19 protein-coding genes are annotated in these 14,071 nt (G+C 57.3%); 2 read left to right on the top strand and 17 right to left on the bottom strand.

Annotated features, from left to right (window positions below; genetic code table 11):
- Positions 1-21: 21 nt before the first annotated feature.
- The 17 genes from QM716_RS10370 to QM716_RS10295 all read right to left on the bottom strand — a co-directional run bounded on the left by QM716_RS10370 (position 22) and on the right by QM716_RS10295 (position 12,277).
- A complete protein-coding gene (locus QM716_RS10370) occupies positions 22-483 on the bottom strand; it encodes a hypothetical protein (protein ID WP_283304075.1) in 462 nt (153 codons plus the stop codon).
- A gap of 17 nt (positions 484-500) precedes the next feature.
- Complete coding sequence (locus QM716_RS10365) at positions 501-1,151, bottom strand: hypothetical protein (RefSeq protein ID WP_283304074.1); 651 nt, start codon at positions 1,149-1,151, stop codon at positions 501-503.
- Between the two features lie 40 nt (positions 1,152-1,191).
- Positions 1,192-1,638, bottom strand: coding sequence for a hypothetical protein (locus QM716_RS10360; protein WP_210377271.1), 447 nt, complete (start codon positions 1,636-1,638; stop codon positions 1,192-1,194).
- Positions 1,638-1,949 carry an HK97 gp10 family phage protein gene (locus QM716_RS10355; RefSeq protein ID WP_283304073.1) on the bottom strand — a complete coding sequence of 104 codons (312 nt, stop codon included), beginning with the start codon at positions 1,947-1,949 and terminating at the stop codon, positions 1,638-1,640. The genes QM716_RS10360 and QM716_RS10355 overlap by 1 nt, the downstream gene beginning before the upstream one ends.
- Positions 1,949-2,134, bottom strand: coding sequence for a hypothetical protein (locus QM716_RS10350; protein ID WP_283304072.1), 186 nt, complete (start codon positions 2,132-2,134; stop codon positions 1,949-1,951). The genes QM716_RS10355 and QM716_RS10350 overlap by 1 nt, the downstream gene beginning before the upstream one ends.
- A 376-nt stretch (positions 2,135-2,510) precedes the next feature.
- Positions 2,511-2,903 carry a hypothetical protein gene (locus QM716_RS10345; RefSeq protein WP_283304071.1) on the bottom strand — a complete coding sequence of 131 codons (393 nt, stop codon included), beginning with the start codon at positions 2,901-2,903 and terminating at the stop codon, positions 2,511-2,513.
- Positions 2,887-3,159, bottom strand: coding sequence for a hypothetical protein (locus QM716_RS10340; protein WP_283304070.1), 273 nt, complete (start codon positions 3,157-3,159; stop codon positions 2,887-2,889). The genes QM716_RS10345 and QM716_RS10340 overlap by 17 nt, the downstream gene beginning before the upstream one ends.
- 2 nt (positions 3,160-3,161) lie before the next feature.
- Positions 3,162-3,974 carry a phage major capsid protein gene (locus QM716_RS10335; protein ID WP_283304069.1) on the bottom strand — a complete coding sequence of 271 codons (813 nt, stop codon included), beginning with the start codon at positions 3,972-3,974 and terminating at the stop codon, positions 3,162-3,164.
- A gap of 178 nt (positions 3,975-4,152) precedes the next feature.
- The gene (locus tag QM716_RS10330; RefSeq protein WP_283304068.1) at positions 4,153-4,512 is read right to left on the bottom strand and encodes a DUF2190 family protein; all 360 of its coding nucleotides are present in this window, start codon (positions 4,510-4,512) and stop codon (positions 4,153-4,155) included.
- A gap of 10 nt (positions 4,513-4,522) precedes the next feature.
- Positions 4,523-5,140 (bottom strand): hypothetical protein, encoded by a 618-nt coding sequence (locus QM716_RS10325; RefSeq protein ID WP_210377285.1) that lies wholly within the window; start codon positions 5,138-5,140, stop codon positions 4,523-4,525.
- Between the two features lie 242 nt (positions 5,141-5,382).
- On the bottom strand, positions 5,383-5,718 hold the full coding sequence (locus QM716_RS10320; protein ID WP_283304067.1) for a hypothetical protein: 336 nt from the start codon (positions 5,716-5,718) through the stop codon (positions 5,383-5,385).
- Positions 5,711-7,213 (bottom strand): CdiA C-terminal domain-containing protein, encoded by a 1,503-nt coding sequence (locus tag QM716_RS10315; protein WP_283304066.1) that lies wholly within the window; start codon positions 7,211-7,213, stop codon positions 5,711-5,713. Before QM716_RS10315 ends, QM716_RS10320 begins: the two co-directional genes overlap by 8 nt.
- Positions 7,203-8,543, bottom strand: a complete 1,341-nt coding sequence (locus QM716_RS10310) for a phage portal protein (protein ID WP_283304065.1) — start codon at positions 8,541-8,543, stop codon at positions 7,203-7,205. The genes QM716_RS10315 and QM716_RS10310 overlap by 11 nt, the downstream gene beginning before the upstream one ends.
- 18 nt (positions 8,544-8,561) lie before the next feature.
- Positions 8,562-9,170 carry a terminase gene (locus tag QM716_RS10305; protein WP_257230614.1) on the bottom strand — a complete coding sequence of 203 codons (609 nt, stop codon included), beginning with the start codon at positions 9,168-9,170 and terminating at the stop codon, positions 8,562-8,564.
- On the bottom strand, positions 9,145-10,218 hold the full coding sequence (locus tag QM716_RS10300) for a terminase large subunit domain-containing protein (protein WP_211921263.1): 1,074 nt from the start codon (positions 10,216-10,218) through the stop codon (positions 9,145-9,147). Before QM716_RS10300 ends, QM716_RS10305 begins: the two co-directional genes overlap by 26 nt.
- Before the next feature lie 605 nt (positions 10,219-10,823).
- Entirely contained in the window at positions 10,824-11,117 is a 294-nt protein-coding gene (locus QM716_RS29345) for an HNH endonuclease (RefSeq protein WP_502942005.1), read from the bottom strand.
- Between the two features lie 884 nt (positions 11,118-12,001).
- Positions 12,002-12,277: a DUF7213 family protein gene (locus tag QM716_RS10295; protein WP_283304064.1), complete on the bottom strand. Its 276-nt coding sequence runs from the start codon at positions 12,275-12,277 to the stop codon at positions 12,002-12,004.
- Between the two features lie 176 nt (positions 12,278-12,453).
- Between QM716_RS10295 and QM716_RS10290 the strand changes: the two genes are divergently transcribed.
- Together QM716_RS10290 and QM716_RS10285 are read left to right on the top strand one after the other, a co-directional pair.
- Positions 12,454-13,101 carry a hypothetical protein gene (locus QM716_RS10290; RefSeq protein ID WP_283304063.1) on the top strand — a complete coding sequence of 216 codons (648 nt, stop codon included), beginning with the start codon at positions 12,454-12,456 and terminating at the stop codon, positions 13,099-13,101.
- 55 nt (positions 13,102-13,156) lie between these two features.
- Positions 13,157-13,771 (top strand): hypothetical protein, encoded by a 615-nt coding sequence (locus QM716_RS10285; protein WP_283304062.1) that lies wholly within the window; start codon positions 13,157-13,159, stop codon positions 13,769-13,771.
- Positions 13,772-14,071: the final 300 nt, after the last annotated feature.

The following is a 14,071-nucleotide window of genomic DNA, read 5'->3' as shown; positions in this document are numbered from 1 at the left end:
CGGCTTCTTCTCTGCGTTCCTTTAGGACTTCACGGAGGGCTCTGCCGTAGAAGCGTTCGCATCCTGCGTGGGCTGCGCTCCATCCATCCCGCGTGCGTAGGCAGGCAAGAGCGCCATGGCTTCCCCCGAAGTCAGCGTCGAAGTCTTAGCCAACCAGTTGAACAGCTTGACCCCCTGCTCAGTGTTGAACGCAGCGAGAGCCTTCGACAACGCAGGTCCACCTTCATCGCCAGCAATCAACGTGAGCAATTCCTCCACCTTTTCCTGGCGAAGGTACTCGGTGAACAGCACGGATTCGGCACCGCTGTAACTGCGCCGGATCTGAGCTTTGACGCCACGGAGCGTCACAGGAACGGGCGGAAGATCCTCGGTATCGAGAACCGACAGCAAGTCGAATACATCTTCATCCACTTCATCCACAACCGGTTCAACCGCTTTCGGCTGAACCTTTGTCGCAGCGGACTTACGGGGTGCGCCAGGCATACAAACAACTCCTCAAATCAGGGAACGAGCGGATTACTGCTAGTCAGAAGCTGAACCGGAGCCAACGCCAGCAGCTCCATCTCAAAGCCATCGATCTTGTCGCCACCAAGCGAACGCGGAGGCGGAGTGAACAACGTCGCCCGCTCGCAATACAAAACCTGCTTGTCGTCCTCGTCTTCGAGGCGCAGCAGGATCGCGAACTCCTCCGAATCGCCGATGACCCACTTATGGACCTCGTTGGGGGCTGTGCCAGTGGTCACGATCTCGCCGCCCTGCAGCAGCGTGAGCACAGTCGCCTTCGAGTAATCGACAGGCTTCAGCTTCAGACGATCAGAGCGCGGGCCGCGAGCAATCTTGTAAGACGACTGACGGTAGTTCCAGATCGGCAACTCCTTGGTGTCCTGGCTGGGATTCTGCTCGAACCCAGCCTCAATGCCGCCGAACGCATCCCACGTCACACCAGGCGCAGTGCCAGTAACAAGAACTGGGGCAAACGGATTAGTCGGCACAGCAGTGCCAGCAGGAGCGCGGAACGCGTCACCATCCTGCCAAACATAAGCCTTATTCGGATCTGCATATGTACTCACAAAAACCTCCAGAAAAGCCCACACCAAGCGCAGGCAGAAATAAGTGAGTCCCACCCCGAATGCGCCTGGCGCGGCAAACATTCAGGGCAGGACAATTGAGACGCCACACATCGGTGGCGAGTTAGCGGACGATCATCTTCAAGTCCCAACGCACAAGCGCACGGAACAACAGATTCTCGGGGCCACGCTCTTTGTCGACATCCGTAATCGGACCGTCAATCCACGTAGCCTTCCAAGAGCCGTTACGGAACCGGCGCTGCGACGACGGAGCCTTGTGCACCAGCCGCCCAGCAATGTCAGCAATGTTCCATGCCAACTCTTCCGGATCTGTATCCCCGCCCAGGATTTCAAGTTTCGGCACCCACACATCGCACTGAATCATCGGCCGGCGCAACATCGGATCCTCCCCATAATTACTGGGAGCCGACAAAGTCACGAACGGACCAGTCAGAGGATCAGGGATGTCCCGCGTCGAAATGTTTACCGCAGGAACAAGTGCAGTGAACTCGGCATTGTTGATCAGGAAGTCGCGGATAGCTCCAGGAGCGAACGGTGTGAAAGCAGTCATCAGGCCCTCGATCCCCGAGGTTTGAACCCGGAATACTTGCCGTGCTTGCGGGCAGCGTTCGTCATCGCCGCAATGCCGCGCATCCGCGACGTTCCGTACTCTTTCCAGAACGCCTCAGGATCGTTGTCCTCGACGAACACGCGGTCACCTTCAACTACCAGCGCCGAACCCCCAACGAACTCCCCTGTGCGCCTGGGAGCTGTCGCATCGAACTCGGATTTGATCTTCTCCGCGATGTCCTTGCGGCCTTCGGTGGAGAGCTCCCGAGCCTCCCGCTGCGCGTTGTCACGGTAGATCGTGACCCGCGCCATTAGCTGACCTTGAGGTCAGACTTCACATCCGGCTTCGAGACGGGCTTCACAGGTTCCGGCTTCGACGTTTCCGCCGGCTTCACCGCACCCTTTTCGGCCACAGCCTTCAGATGCTTTTCGTACGTCTTCGAGTCTTCATCGGTGAAATGCACACCGTCCTCGTCGGTATAGGACACAATCGCCATAGTCACTCCTGGTAATCAGTTGAACTCCGCACAATCGCGGAAATGTACTTTGGTTTGCGGGACCCGCGAACCGGACGCCTAACCCGAGGTTTTCCGACAACCGTGAACACAGTGCCGTCCTCGTCGCGAAACTTGGAGCGTGGCACAGGATGCGGAACTAGACCCGGATCCAACAGCAGCACATACGAACTCACCACGTGGCCGTCCACGATCTCCACGTTGCCGGCATCAACGGATGACGAGGCGAGCTGTCGCTGTTGCAACAGGCCTGTCCACGGCACCTCAGTAGGGGCAACAGGCCGTCGATTGCCCGTAGACGGATCAAGCTCTGGGGGGTTGTCCTGCAACAACACCCACTTCTCAGGTAGTTTCGACATCAGCCCGGCACAATCGTGAAAGCGCCACCGAATTGAACTCCCACGGCTGGATCGAGCACAGTCAGATCATCAGCGGAGAAGAAGATCAGCGACGGATCGACATCCACATACGTGGTGCTGATCTCCGGGTACTGTTCCGAGCGGACCCGCAACCCCACTCGCATAGCATCTACAGCGCGGGCCACCGCAGTGACCAGGACCCCCGTTACGAGCGCAGGACTCAGTGAGCCCTGCGCGATACGGGTGTCAATGTCCAGCGGATACGCACGCAGTCGAGCCGACGCGAAGTCGATCAACGACTCAACCTGAAGGCGTTCAGCGTCATCGAAGGTTTCCCCCAGACGAAACTGAACGTCTTCAACTGTGATGAGCGGGCTAAGCGGTGCTGTCACTCGATGCCCCTGCGGGCTTCTTGGGGGCTGCCTTTGCGGGAGTTGCCTTCACGACAGTCTCAACCTTCTCGGTCTCGACCTCCTCGGGCTCAACCGTTTCGGTTTCGATCTTCTCGATCAGGCCACCCGCAGCGAGACGCGCAACATCCGCTTCCGACACATCAACAGGAACCGGAGTACCCGCAAACAGGTACTTCAGCTTGCCGTCAGCACCATTCACCCCGACAAGAGGGGCCACAACAACGTAATTTGTCATGGTCAGGCCGCGATTCCGTCGATTTTGATAGCAGCGCCAGGCTCGTTCACATACGGGACGCAGACACGGCGGCCACGGACACGCCACTGATCGTTGTTGTCATCACGGATGGACTTCGTTTCCACGATGTCACCGGCATAGCCTTCGCCGAGCTTCTCGTCACCGATACCGCCCAGGGCGTTGGTGTCGATGATCCACGCGCCGGGAGCGGGCAGGTTCGGGGTCGGGAGAATCGTCAGACCCGCGATAGTGCGGAACTCACCCGTGTACACGGTATTGCTCTTGTCCTCGCGAGCAAGCAGGGTGGACAGCTTGTCATCGGATGCGAGGAGAGCCCACGTATTATCGTCCACGACCATGACATTCGGGTCGTAGCCCTTGTTCAGCCCTACCACCTTAGCCTTCGCGAGCATGATGTCACGAAGAATCTTCGTGGAGACATCCCACTTACCGCCTGTGACTGTCTGAGTGGCAGTGACCTGAGAAGCAATCAGCGACAAAGACAACGAATCGACCGTCTTCACAAGCTGGTTGACGATCTTGTTGAACGCCTTCTCGACCGGGGAGAAGTTCGACCGCTTGATCTTCTCATCCGTGATCGGCACGTCCTGGCCCCACTTGGTGACCCGAACAGCTTGCGGGGTACTCGACCCGACACCAGCCAGCGGGTACTCAGCGCCAGGCGAAATCGCCTCAACAGGACGATCCGTGTAGAGCGGATCGTCCTGCTCGAATACGATCGCGCCGCCCGACACATCCTGGCGAGAAGTCAGAATGAAATCGGAGATGAAACGCTGACGGGCAATCTCATTCACTCGAGTAGCAACAGCCGTCGGACTGTTGAGGAATCGATTGATGGTCGCAGTGTCCGCAGCGAAAGTAGGCGGACCAGCCGGATAGGTAATAGACAAATTTCGGCCCTCCAGAGCCTAAAGAAGCCCACACGAGAACGTGAGGGCTTCGAAGAATGAAATAAGAGAAAGGGAGCGGCACTCAGCGGAGCGCGACACGTACCTTGCCGCCAGCAGCAGCGGAAATCGCAATTCCCACAACCTGATCGAATGTGCCAGCTCCAGCAGTGGCGACAGCGCCAGCAGCAGCAGTAATTACATTCGCGCCGGCAACAATCGGGCCCGTTGCAGTCAACTCGTGAACACCGCCGCGATGCACAGTCACCGTCTCGCCGACTGCAGCATCGAACGCCGCAACACCAAACCAGGCAGCAGTCGCGGCACCTGCGGGAGCGACAGTGCTGTTACCGGAAATGGCAACCACCTGCCCGCCAGTCACAGCAGCAGACGTAGCGATCGGCACATCAGCGCCAGGCTTACGGATCGGAGTATATTCAACCATAAGTTTTGTCTCACTTTCGATTCGGAGCAGACCCGTAGACCTGCTCGTAGAGGAGTTGATCCTCAGTTTTGGTCGGACTGGGCTGCGGTCCCGGAGACGGAACCGGAGCAGGAACGCGAGGTGCGTTCGGATCGACAGCAGCCACCGGGGCCACCAACGTCGGCTGCAGGATCGCCCAGTCAGCCGCAAGTTCTTCAGGAGTCGAGCCTTCGAGGCGATTCACCCATTCCTTGGGGACGCCATTGTTGTAAGCGAAGTTAAGACGCAAATTCTCCTGCGCTTGCTTCTCCGCCGCAGCGGTCGCTTCAGTCGCAATCTTCTGCGCCCGTTCAAGTTCCGACAGCTTCGCATCTTCAGCCGCCTTCGCATCAGCAGCAGCCTTGTCGCGCAAAGCCTTCAAATCTCGTTCAGCTTTTTCTGCACGTGCACGTTCGGCATCGAGCGCCTTCTTGCCGGGGTCACCGAGACCCTCGGGATACTGAGGTTCAGCCGTCGCGGCAGGAACAACAGGAGCAGTCGGCGCAGGAGCTGCAGGCACAACAGGAACAGCCTCAGGAGTGACACCAGGAACCGGCGGCACAACATTCGGATCAGAAACAACAGGAACAGCAGGGGTAACTTCAGACATAGGTAGAACGCCTCCATCGCGGGGGAATTGGCCCGCACCGGATCGCCCGGGCGGGAATGAGAACAGCCACAGAACGTGACCAAAAGAATTTGGGTACAAAAATGGCCCCGGAGCAGAAAGCTCACGGGGCCTCAAAGATTGGGATCTATCAAGTCGCGTTGGTTACCAAGATTTCACCGGTTTCGGGTATGAAAAAACCCCGAAGCATCAAACACTTCGGGGTTCAACGGCAAAGCTCGCGCTTACGCAGCAGAGCGGACCCGTTCAGCAACAACACCCTCACCAGGAGCGTCATCAGACGTCAACAGCAAACCCCACCGAGTACGTGCAACCAGCGCATCGAAGATGGACTGTGCGCACCGCCGGCGAGCAGCCAAACCGCCCGCGTAGTAGATCTCCACCAACACAGTGCCGGCATCCTCAGGATCCGGGGAAACCCCCACCCGAGTGCGATCATCCGGAGCCATCCACGGCTGCGGCCCATCCAGCACCGCAGCCCCGAGAACATCCGAAACCGCCGAAACAACATCATTCAGGGAGGAAGCGCCTGACACTTCCACGTAATCGACGTTAGCCATCAGAGCCTCCAATCCTTCGTTGTAACGGCAAACCATCTGCGCCGGCGGCACCGATGATCCAGATCTCGTGCACATCAGCATATCTACCAATCAAGTTCGATGACAGCTCTTCAGCGGCCTCGAAACTTATATCCGACCGGTTGATATCCAGAATCCAACGATTCGCCTGTTCGCCCATGCTTTTGGTGATCTGCCGCATGATGGTGTTTCTGCTGGAAGACGTAGGCGATTTGAACTCCCAAGCGACAGCCCCGTCAGGTCCCTCGATCAGAACATCTTCACGGCGAGCTGCGATCGGTGGGCGGAACGTCACGTTATGACCCAGCAGCGCCAGCCGCTCAGCAGTGTCCAACTCGTGTTGTTCCACATGCTTAACCTGCGTGCGGTCCACATTGCCCTTGCGAGGCGGATCGCCACCTTGGATCGATTGCCCACGCGTCGGAGGCTTAACGGGAGGCTTCCCGCCACCAGCGCCGGTCAAAGGAACCGGCTTCGATCGCATAGGAACCTCGTCTGCCATGTAGCCATACAGCTTCAGGAGACGCAAAGCATCAGGACGATCCTCGGCCATCGCCATAATCGACTCAGGCATCAACCTAGGTGGACGCGCCTGAAAGTAACGTCGGCCGCGAACATCAGTCGATCTACGGGCAGACCCCGCGTTCGACATCGCCCGGTAAGCGACACCTCTACGAGTCACACCTTCGTGAGTCGCAAGCAGCTCCTCGCCGAACACCTGAGCCGTGGACATCCCCCGACGTGCATTCACAACCTGACTAATGTCAGCACCATCGCGAATCGCCTGAGCGCCAGCAACAGTGAACTGCCTATCCTGCTGCTCCACAGAAAGCGACTCGAAATACTCGTTCGGATCGGTGGTCAGATCACCAGAGCGGTTTTCCGTAGAAGGGATATGCCGGCAATCGCACCCCGGGTGCCTAAGGAACCCCACGTTGTACTTGTAGAACTTGCCCGCCAACACTGTGCACCGCGGACATGACGGCGGATTGAGCATTCGCACGTACCCGACTCGTCGCCTCGATGCGATATGCAGCGACGTTGCAGCGCGAGACGCATCTGCAACCTGCACCTGCATCCTCACAAGCAACGCAGAAAGCCCCGACGCCCACGCCTGAGCAGTAGAAGCACCCTGCGCAACCTGCCCCTTAGCAGTGATCACAGCGCCGTACATCAATGACTCCAGCGCACGCCCATCAGAGGCCACACCGATCAAGCCATCAAGATTCGGCACCGCATCCGGTTGAACGCCAATACCCAACTCGTCCAGCACATCAGCGACATACACACCCGACCCGGCCATCGCCCGACCTTGACCAGAAGCCACCAACTGCATAAGCATCGGCAAATTCCGGTCAAACCACGTATCGAAATCGGAAGGCGGTCGAGAACCCCACATATCGGCGGCGATCCCCAACACCTCAGCCGTAATCCCCCGCTGCTCCGCGTAGTGCGCGGCCGCAGCATCAGGCAGCATTCGCCTTCACAATGCCGGCAATCTGATTCGCAGGAGAGGATTCCTCATCCATCTTCCGCATCTGCTCCCGCTGAGTAGCGCTGTACCCCAGATCGATACGCGTCTGCTCCAACGGAACCAAACCAGACTCATACTTCTTCACCGCAGCATCAGCAACCTGCGCCACAGTCGGTGTCGATGGATCACGCCACACCGTCTCCAACTGGTAATCGCGATCCTCCAGCTCAGGCTTCCCTCGCATGAACATCAAGTTGATGCGCTGAACGTCCTCCCATGCCCCACCGAGGAACGTGTGCTTGCGCTCAACCTTCTTCACCAACTGCGACTCCGAAGAACGCATCGCATCCGCCGAAGGAGGATTGTCGCTGTTGAACCCCATGTAGTGAGGCGGCAGCGCAGCGAGCTGGGAAGTCAACTGCGCCAACAGTTTTATTGTCCCGTGGAAGTTCGCGAGGTCAGCCTCAGGGAACGTGCCAACATTGACATCTTTGTTCTCAGACGCCCACAGACGCCCCTTGATCTTCGACCACGAACTCACCGGATTGCCCTGACGATCAACGAAGTCGCTCGCCTTCAACCCGAACGCCCACCTGCGCGGCATCGCATGAAACTCAGCCGAAGTCATCATGTCCGTAGCCATCTTGTTCGCCGCGTCAGCCAACGGAATGATGTCCCTGAACTCCGTCATCCCATCCGGACGCAACAGGCGAGGCTTATTGACCAGCGGCACAACAGGAACAATCCCAAAGTTGTGCTTGTCTTCGAACCCGTCCTGCTTCCAGTCGCCACCGTCTTTGACGAACTCCACTGTCTCAGCAGGCGTGTACACGAGGACATGCTCGACCTTGTCCAGGTCTTTCCACTTCTTGATCGCCGCATTCACCTTGCGGGTCTTCGGATCGCGCTGCGCCCACACCTGAAACGGTGACTCGACCGTATTCCGCGGCGGCTTGTCCTTCTCCTCATTCGAGGAAATCAGCACATAGGCTCGCGACAACGCCAACGAATCCAGATGCCCCTGCTGAGACTGCTCATCCATGTCGTTGTACTGCCAACACGCCCACAGATCTGCATCCTCAGTGTCCGAGTCCGCATACCGGAAACCTTCGACATCCAAACGGTTCTCATACGCATCAGCAACCAGACGAGCCCAGTTCAACACCAACTCGACAGCGGTGTCACCAAGCTCTTCCTTCATCGCCTCAGACATGTACTTGAGAGGCTGCTCGCCCTCCAAATAGTTGTCCCACTTCGTCAGATTCGCCAGATCAGCCGTCAAACCCTTTTCAAGAACCGGGATCAGGTCAATAGCGTTCACAGTGTCGGCCATCGGCACAACCACCCACTTTCAGAAAACAATCATTCGGCTACTCGGAGCATCCGACCAACCAGCCTCACGAGCATCAGCCGCAGCCTCATGAGCAAGAATGGAAGCCATTGCAGGATCAATCTTTTGATGATCCGCCGGCTTACCCAACACATACTTCTGACCCGGCTTCGCGACCTTCCGACAATTCGCCATAGCGATCGCCGTAATCGGACAACCATCCTGAGTGATTCGCCCACTAGCCAGATCCGTCTCAAAACGCCTAATAGCGTGAAACATTCGATCAATCTTGTTCGTCGGCCACTCCGACACATGCCCATCACCATGAGCAAGAGACCAATCACCGATCTCCGAATACCAGTCCTGCGGGTCACAATAGAACCGGCCAACACGCCACGTCGAAAAGATCTCATCCACAGCAGCATTCACCTCGCCACGCGGAATCTGATCACCCCAATCAACAGGCTTCCAAATCGTCGGCAACCGATCAGGACCATACAAAGGCGTGAACTGAAAACCATCACGCGTCTCAGCCCGAATCGCAGTCCAGTCATTATTTTCCGACCCGTCGAAACCCAACGAGATAGCAGTTCCAGGAGCAGGATTAGGCAACGCCTCTTTCTTCGACACCAGCGAACCTCGACTCCCACAAACCATCACGAAGCCAAGACCCCTGGCCATACACCAGCCGATTACCGAAGAACCGCTCAGCCTGAGCCGGATCACGCTCCAAAATCTCGGCCGCGTCAGCCTCGATCGAATCCAGATTCACCCACCACGAACCCTCGTAGACATACTGGTGAATCTTCCTACGATCACGCTTATTCCGATACGACAACCCAGCCGGCGGCTTCCGATAGAACCGGAAAATGTCTTGCACCTGAGACTCATACGTAGCCTGCGCAACCGAATTCTCGGACGGATCCCAACAGTTCGTGGTCTCCAACGTCCGACCACCCATACCAGCAGCACCACGACGTTGCGTATCAGCAACATTCACCATCTTATTTGTCTTGGTGTACAGACCGGTTTCATCCTGCAACGCGAAACTAATCGGATTGCCCAGACGCGAATTCGCCGACGCAGTCACAACATCAATACGGTCACCATCATCATCGCCAGACTCACCAGCAATACGAATGAAACCCTCACGCGGATACATCAAATCCGACAACGGACCCAACTTAATCATCGCCACAAGCGGGCGATACACATTCGCAACCTGATCCTCAGACGTAGCCGTCAACTGAATCAACGGCGAAGGATGACGCATCCCCATCGGCTCACCAGGCAAATACGGGTACTCCCAACCACACCCACAACCCCAATCGGAGCAGGCATAGCCATCACCCTCACCAGCCCAACCAGCAAACAAACTCGGACCAACAGCCTCCACAGCCACAATCCCCGCCGACCACGGACCCTTACCCGTCTTCTGCGGAGCCACAATCTGCGAACGCCGATACGTAAACGCCTGATTCAACAACGGATTCTCAGGAACCCACTCAGCATCCGACCGAATCCTGTAATGGTTAGCAGTACACCAAAACTGCCAGTCCGCCATCTCAAACGGCTTACCACGCTGAAACCCATTCGGAACACGACAATGCTGCCGCACCCACCCATCCTGCAAATCACCCAACGTCGGAAAATCAACCACAAACTCACTGCCCGACATCAACAGCCCGCAACCGACGCTCAGGAGTACCCACCGCAACAACAGGACCAGAACTCTCCTCACGAACAACGCCAACCTCATCCGACGCGATCGACCAACCATTCTCACGCAACCCCGCCGGCGACATCCCCACCTGATCAGCCAAACGAAACATCGCAGTAGCCTCCCCCGGACCAGCATCAGCAGACTCAGCACGAACCTTCCACCGAACCCACATCGCAACCGTCTCCCAACGCCACGACTCCCTAGCCCACGCAGCAGCCTGAGGCGACTCCCACGCCTTCCCCCACACCTCAAGCTCACGAGCAGTCCCAGACCCAAACGGCCAATCAGGCACCGGCCCCGAATAACCCTCAGCCGGCAACACCACACCACCACCCACACCACGCCGATCAGAACGACCAGAAGTCGGATCAGGCTGCGGCCCAGACCTACTACGAGCACCACCACGAGCCACCACAACCACCACCTTCAGCAGCATCGCGCCGCATCAAACCAAGCCAGCATCGCGCCGACCTGAAAACTTTTGAACTATTCGCACCATTGCGCGCCCTCCCCCGCGGTGAATTTCGTTTCGCGTTTTGGGGGTAACGGGGTGGGGTGGGTCAGGCGACCAGGAGGAGCTGCTCTCCACCGCCACGGTTACCTTTGATGCTGTTGCACTGGAAGTGCGCTGACCTGCAGTTGAGCGGTTCGTGTGTGCCGCCCGATGACAGTGGGATGATGTGGTCGATGGTTGGGGCCTTGGGGTGTGGAACGACAGCTTTGCGGTTCAGTGCCTTACCGCATAGGTGGCATTTCCATCCGTCTCGTTCGAAGACCTTTCGAGGTGAGACGTTTGCTATGTAGGCGTCTCGCTTGATGGCTCGGCGGCGGTGCTTCGCTTCACGCTTGGCCATGAGTCGTGCGGTCTCTGCACATTCGGGTGAGCATGTGCGTCTGGTGTATCTACATGTGAAGAGGGTTGCGCATGTGGCGCATTCGGTGATGAACACTCGGCAGGTCTTCGTTGCATCTCTACATATGATGCATTGGTATGCGTCGCAGTGTCTTGCGATGAACGGTTGCCGGCATAGGTCGCAGTCCCGTGGGTAGACCTTCGAGGATCGGACTGGTTCGGCTTTGCCGGTTCTTCCTGTCCTGTCGTAGCGTGCGAGGTTGACGCATCGGTATCCGCAGTACTTGGCGTCTGCTTTGCGTGTGCGGAATGTGTGGCCGCAGTGTATGCACGTGCGGTCGTAGCACGTGCCGTGGAGTGTGCCGTCTGCTCGCCGTGACATGGTGCTCCTGTTGGCGTCAGGGCAGGCTTCGTCCACCGCAGTGGTTGTGCCTGCGGAAGATTCTGTTTAGAAAATCTGTTTAGAAAATTTGATTCAGAAGTTTTGTTTGAGTGTTTTGTTTGGAGGCTGCTGTCTAGAATCTGTTGCTGCGTGCGGAGTTACATGATCTGCACAGGACTTGAAGTGGCCCATCTGGTGCACCGCCGTTAGCGATCGCCGTGGTGTGGTCAGCAGTCAGGTCAGTCGCCGGGTGCGGTTGACGCTTCTCATACCCTGGGCACCAGTTGCCTTCGCGTGTTCGGTGTTCGGTTACTGCTGTGGCTCTGCGTTTCTGTTCGGCTGCTGTGCGTGTGCGCTTGGTGGGTGTGGTTGCCCATTGGTGGGCGTTGCGTGCTGCCCTGTGTTGTCGGCATTCGGGCTCTGGTTGCATGAGTGGGCATCCTGGTTGGCTGCAAACTCTTTGCCGGGCTCTCATCGCTCCATCCCGATCGCCTGCTTCGGAGTCATTCGAGGTCTGCCTCTTCTGTCTGCCCGATCAACTCCGGGATCTCGCTCAACAGTCCCTTGATGGAATATGTGAGCGGCCCACCGAAAGGCAAGGCCAAGTACTGGGTTGAGTCGACAGTGCCTTCATCTGTGAAGCGTTGCTGCCCAACCACGAGTGCATAGTGGGAGACGATCCAGGCTTCTTGTGTGCCTTCGGCTTCGTCGGCTGCGGTGGTGAGTTCCTTGATCGCGGCGTCGACTTGTTCGTATGCCCGGGTTAGTCGTTCACTCACGGGCACCTCCTTGTTTTGGGGCACAAAAAAGCCCCACCGACCCGAAGGTTGGCAGGGCAAGATTTGTTTGACGCGTGGGCTGTAAGGCTTATATGTCCATCATGGCAGTCGCAGGGACACACCGGTTTTGCTCAGCCCAAGTCAAGAATCGCTACCCCGTATGCAACGATTCGTCGGTGAACTTTCTCCACACCCAGGTTGCGCCCGTCATCGTGCAAAATATTCCCGCGCAATCCTCTACATGGCTCACCCAGCCTGTAGCGACTCTGATAGCGGCAATGGTCGCCCTCGTCGTCGCAGGAGTGACATGGCTCGGAATCCGACGCAACCACCAGCAGCATAAAGAAAAGGAGACATCGGCAGCTGTTGAGAGAAGGCGCGAGGAAGCCATGAGCGTTCTGGTGGAAGCCCTCGACGTAGCGGCAGCGGCAAATGATGCTGTTCTCGCGGTTAGCATGGCCGCTGGGGCACGAGGAGAATCAACAGATCCCATACCGACCTACACCTATGTCCGCGAGTACATCGACAAGTGCCGGCCTGTGGAGATGAAACTGCGACTGCTTGGGCTGGATTCCAACCAGTCGATGAGGAAACTGATAGATACCCATACCGCGATCCTCGAGGAAGTGTTGGCGGTTGGCATGAGTCCCCTCGGATTGAAGTTCAATCATCGCAGATTTCAGCTGCGGGCTACTGATGCTCTCACCGATCTGGTTCGGTCGTGTCAGCGGACGCTTGATCGGTTGCGCACGAAGTATGATCCGCCTGCGAGTCGACTGTCATTTCACTCTGATGGTGAGGATGTGCCGCCACGGGACAGCTAGTGGGCGAATGCGGGATACTGCTGCCGCTTCACGGCGCATAGTGCACACTTGTCACATGAATTGGTGGCAGCAAATGCCGTGGATAGTCGCATTGACAGCGCTGCTGTTCGGTCCGTTTATCGCAGGGGTCGCAGCAATGGTGATTCGAAGGATCGAGGCGATGGATGAACGCTCAACCCTCGTCGCGGACGCGGAGTTGCTTGATAAATTCCCCGACTACGAGGCAAGCAACTTGCTGCGAAAGCTGCTCGACGATCGACTAACCGAATACGTCAGGAACATGTATGTGAGAAGAGTCAAACCGCTTCCTCTCACTCGCAAACAAAAAATATATATCGGCATACTATGCGCTATATCGATCATAGGCATTGCCCTTGGATCGTACGTCGTCCTGGGAAAGATCGACGGCGCACAACGCGTTGAGGACGTCCCATGGCCCGCTGCCTTGATCGCGTTGGTGGGAGGGGCACTTAACCTCCTTCAGGCCCCCTTCACGGTGCGAGGATTCGGGCGGAGCAACGGCAACAAGGCCGAGATCGCTCGTCACAAGGAAGCTAAACAGCAAGCCCGTGAAACAGATCAGGCTCACGCCGAAAACTCGGAAGCACCCGTAGCCGGGGATGACACTGTTTCAGATCACGACAGCTCCGAGTCGCAGCCCGCCCGTTAACCGCAGACGAGGCTTTCGAAATCGCTGCTCTTAACGCCACTCACGTTCTGATACAGAAAAAGTGCCCCAGACTGATCGCCTGGGGCACTCGCTCAAACCTGCATCTGATGGCACAAAAACTTGCACAACCAGTCGTAGTACGTCTCAACGACCCATTCCCGAAATCGTTTCAACTCATCTACCCTTCTTGTCTTGACGGTGCTATCCAAAGCTGCTTCCGAATCAAAGGACTGTGCAGGCATATGTGGGTTGTGTTCGTAGGCAAAGTCCTCGAAATCGGAGGCCTCACCCTGGCTGCCA

Origin of the sequence: Rhodococcus sp. IEGM 1409 (genome assembly GCF_030056735.1) — a bacterium.
Taxonomy (GTDB): domain Bacteria; phylum Actinomycetota; class Actinomycetes; order Mycobacteriales; family Mycobacteriaceae; genus Rhodococcus_F.
The sequence above is the reverse complement of the archived record's forward strand: the minus strand, read 5'-3'. Positions and strand labels throughout refer to the sequence as shown.

Bases quoted from the DNA above. Each gene is read 5' to 3' on its own strand.
- QM716_RS10370 (WP_283304075.1), bottom strand. From the start codon at position 483: ATGCCTGGCGCACCCCGTAAGTCCGCTGCGACAAAGGTTCAGCCGAAA.
- QM716_RS10365 (WP_283304074.1), bottom strand. From the start codon at position 1,151: ATGTTTGCCGCGCCAGGCGCATTCGGGGTGGGACTCACTTATTTCTGC.
- QM716_RS10360 (WP_210377271.1), bottom strand. From the start codon at position 1,638: ATGACTGCTTTCACACCGTTCGCTCCTGGAGCTATCCGCGACTTCCTG.
- QM716_RS10355 (WP_283304073.1), bottom strand. From the start codon at position 1,949: ATGGCGCGGGTCACGATCTACCGTGACAACGCGCAGCGGGAGGCTCGG.
- QM716_RS10350 (WP_283304072.1), bottom strand. From the start codon at position 2,134: ATGGCGATTGTGTCCTATACCGACGAGGACGGTGTGCATTTCACCGAT.
- QM716_RS10340 (WP_283304070.1), bottom strand. From the start codon at position 3,159: ATGACAAATTACGTTGTTGTGGCCCCTCTTGTCGGGGTGAATGGTGCT.
- QM716_RS10330 (WP_283304068.1), bottom strand. From the start codon at position 4,512: ATGGTTGAATATACTCCGATCCGTAAGCCTGGCGCTGATGTGCCGATC.
- QM716_RS10325 (WP_210377285.1), bottom strand. From the start codon at position 5,140: ATGTCTGAAGTTACCCCTGCTGTTCCTGTTGTTTCTGATCCGAATGTT.
- QM716_RS10320 (WP_283304067.1), bottom strand. From the start codon at position 5,718: ATGGCTAACGTCGATTACGTGGAAGTGTCAGGCGCTTCCTCCCTGAAT.
- QM716_RS10315 (WP_283304066.1), bottom strand. From the start codon at position 7,213: ATGCTGCCTGATGCTGCGGCCGCGCACTACGCGGAGCAGCGGGGGATT.
- QM716_RS10310 (WP_283304065.1), bottom strand. From the start codon at position 8,543: ATGGCCGACACTGTGAACGCTATTGACCTGATCCCGGTTCTTGAAAAG.
- QM716_RS10300 (WP_211921263.1), bottom strand. From the start codon at position 10,218: ATGTCGGGCAGTGAGTTTGTGGTTGATTTTCCGACGTTGGGTGATTTG.
- QM716_RS29345 (WP_502942005.1), bottom strand. From the start codon at position 11,117: ATGGCCAAGCGTGAAGCGAAGCACCGCCGCCGAGCCATCAAGCGAGAC.
- QM716_RS10285 (WP_283304062.1), top strand. From the start codon at position 13,157: ATGAATTGGTGGCAGCAAATGCCGTGGATAGTCGCATTGACAGCGCTG.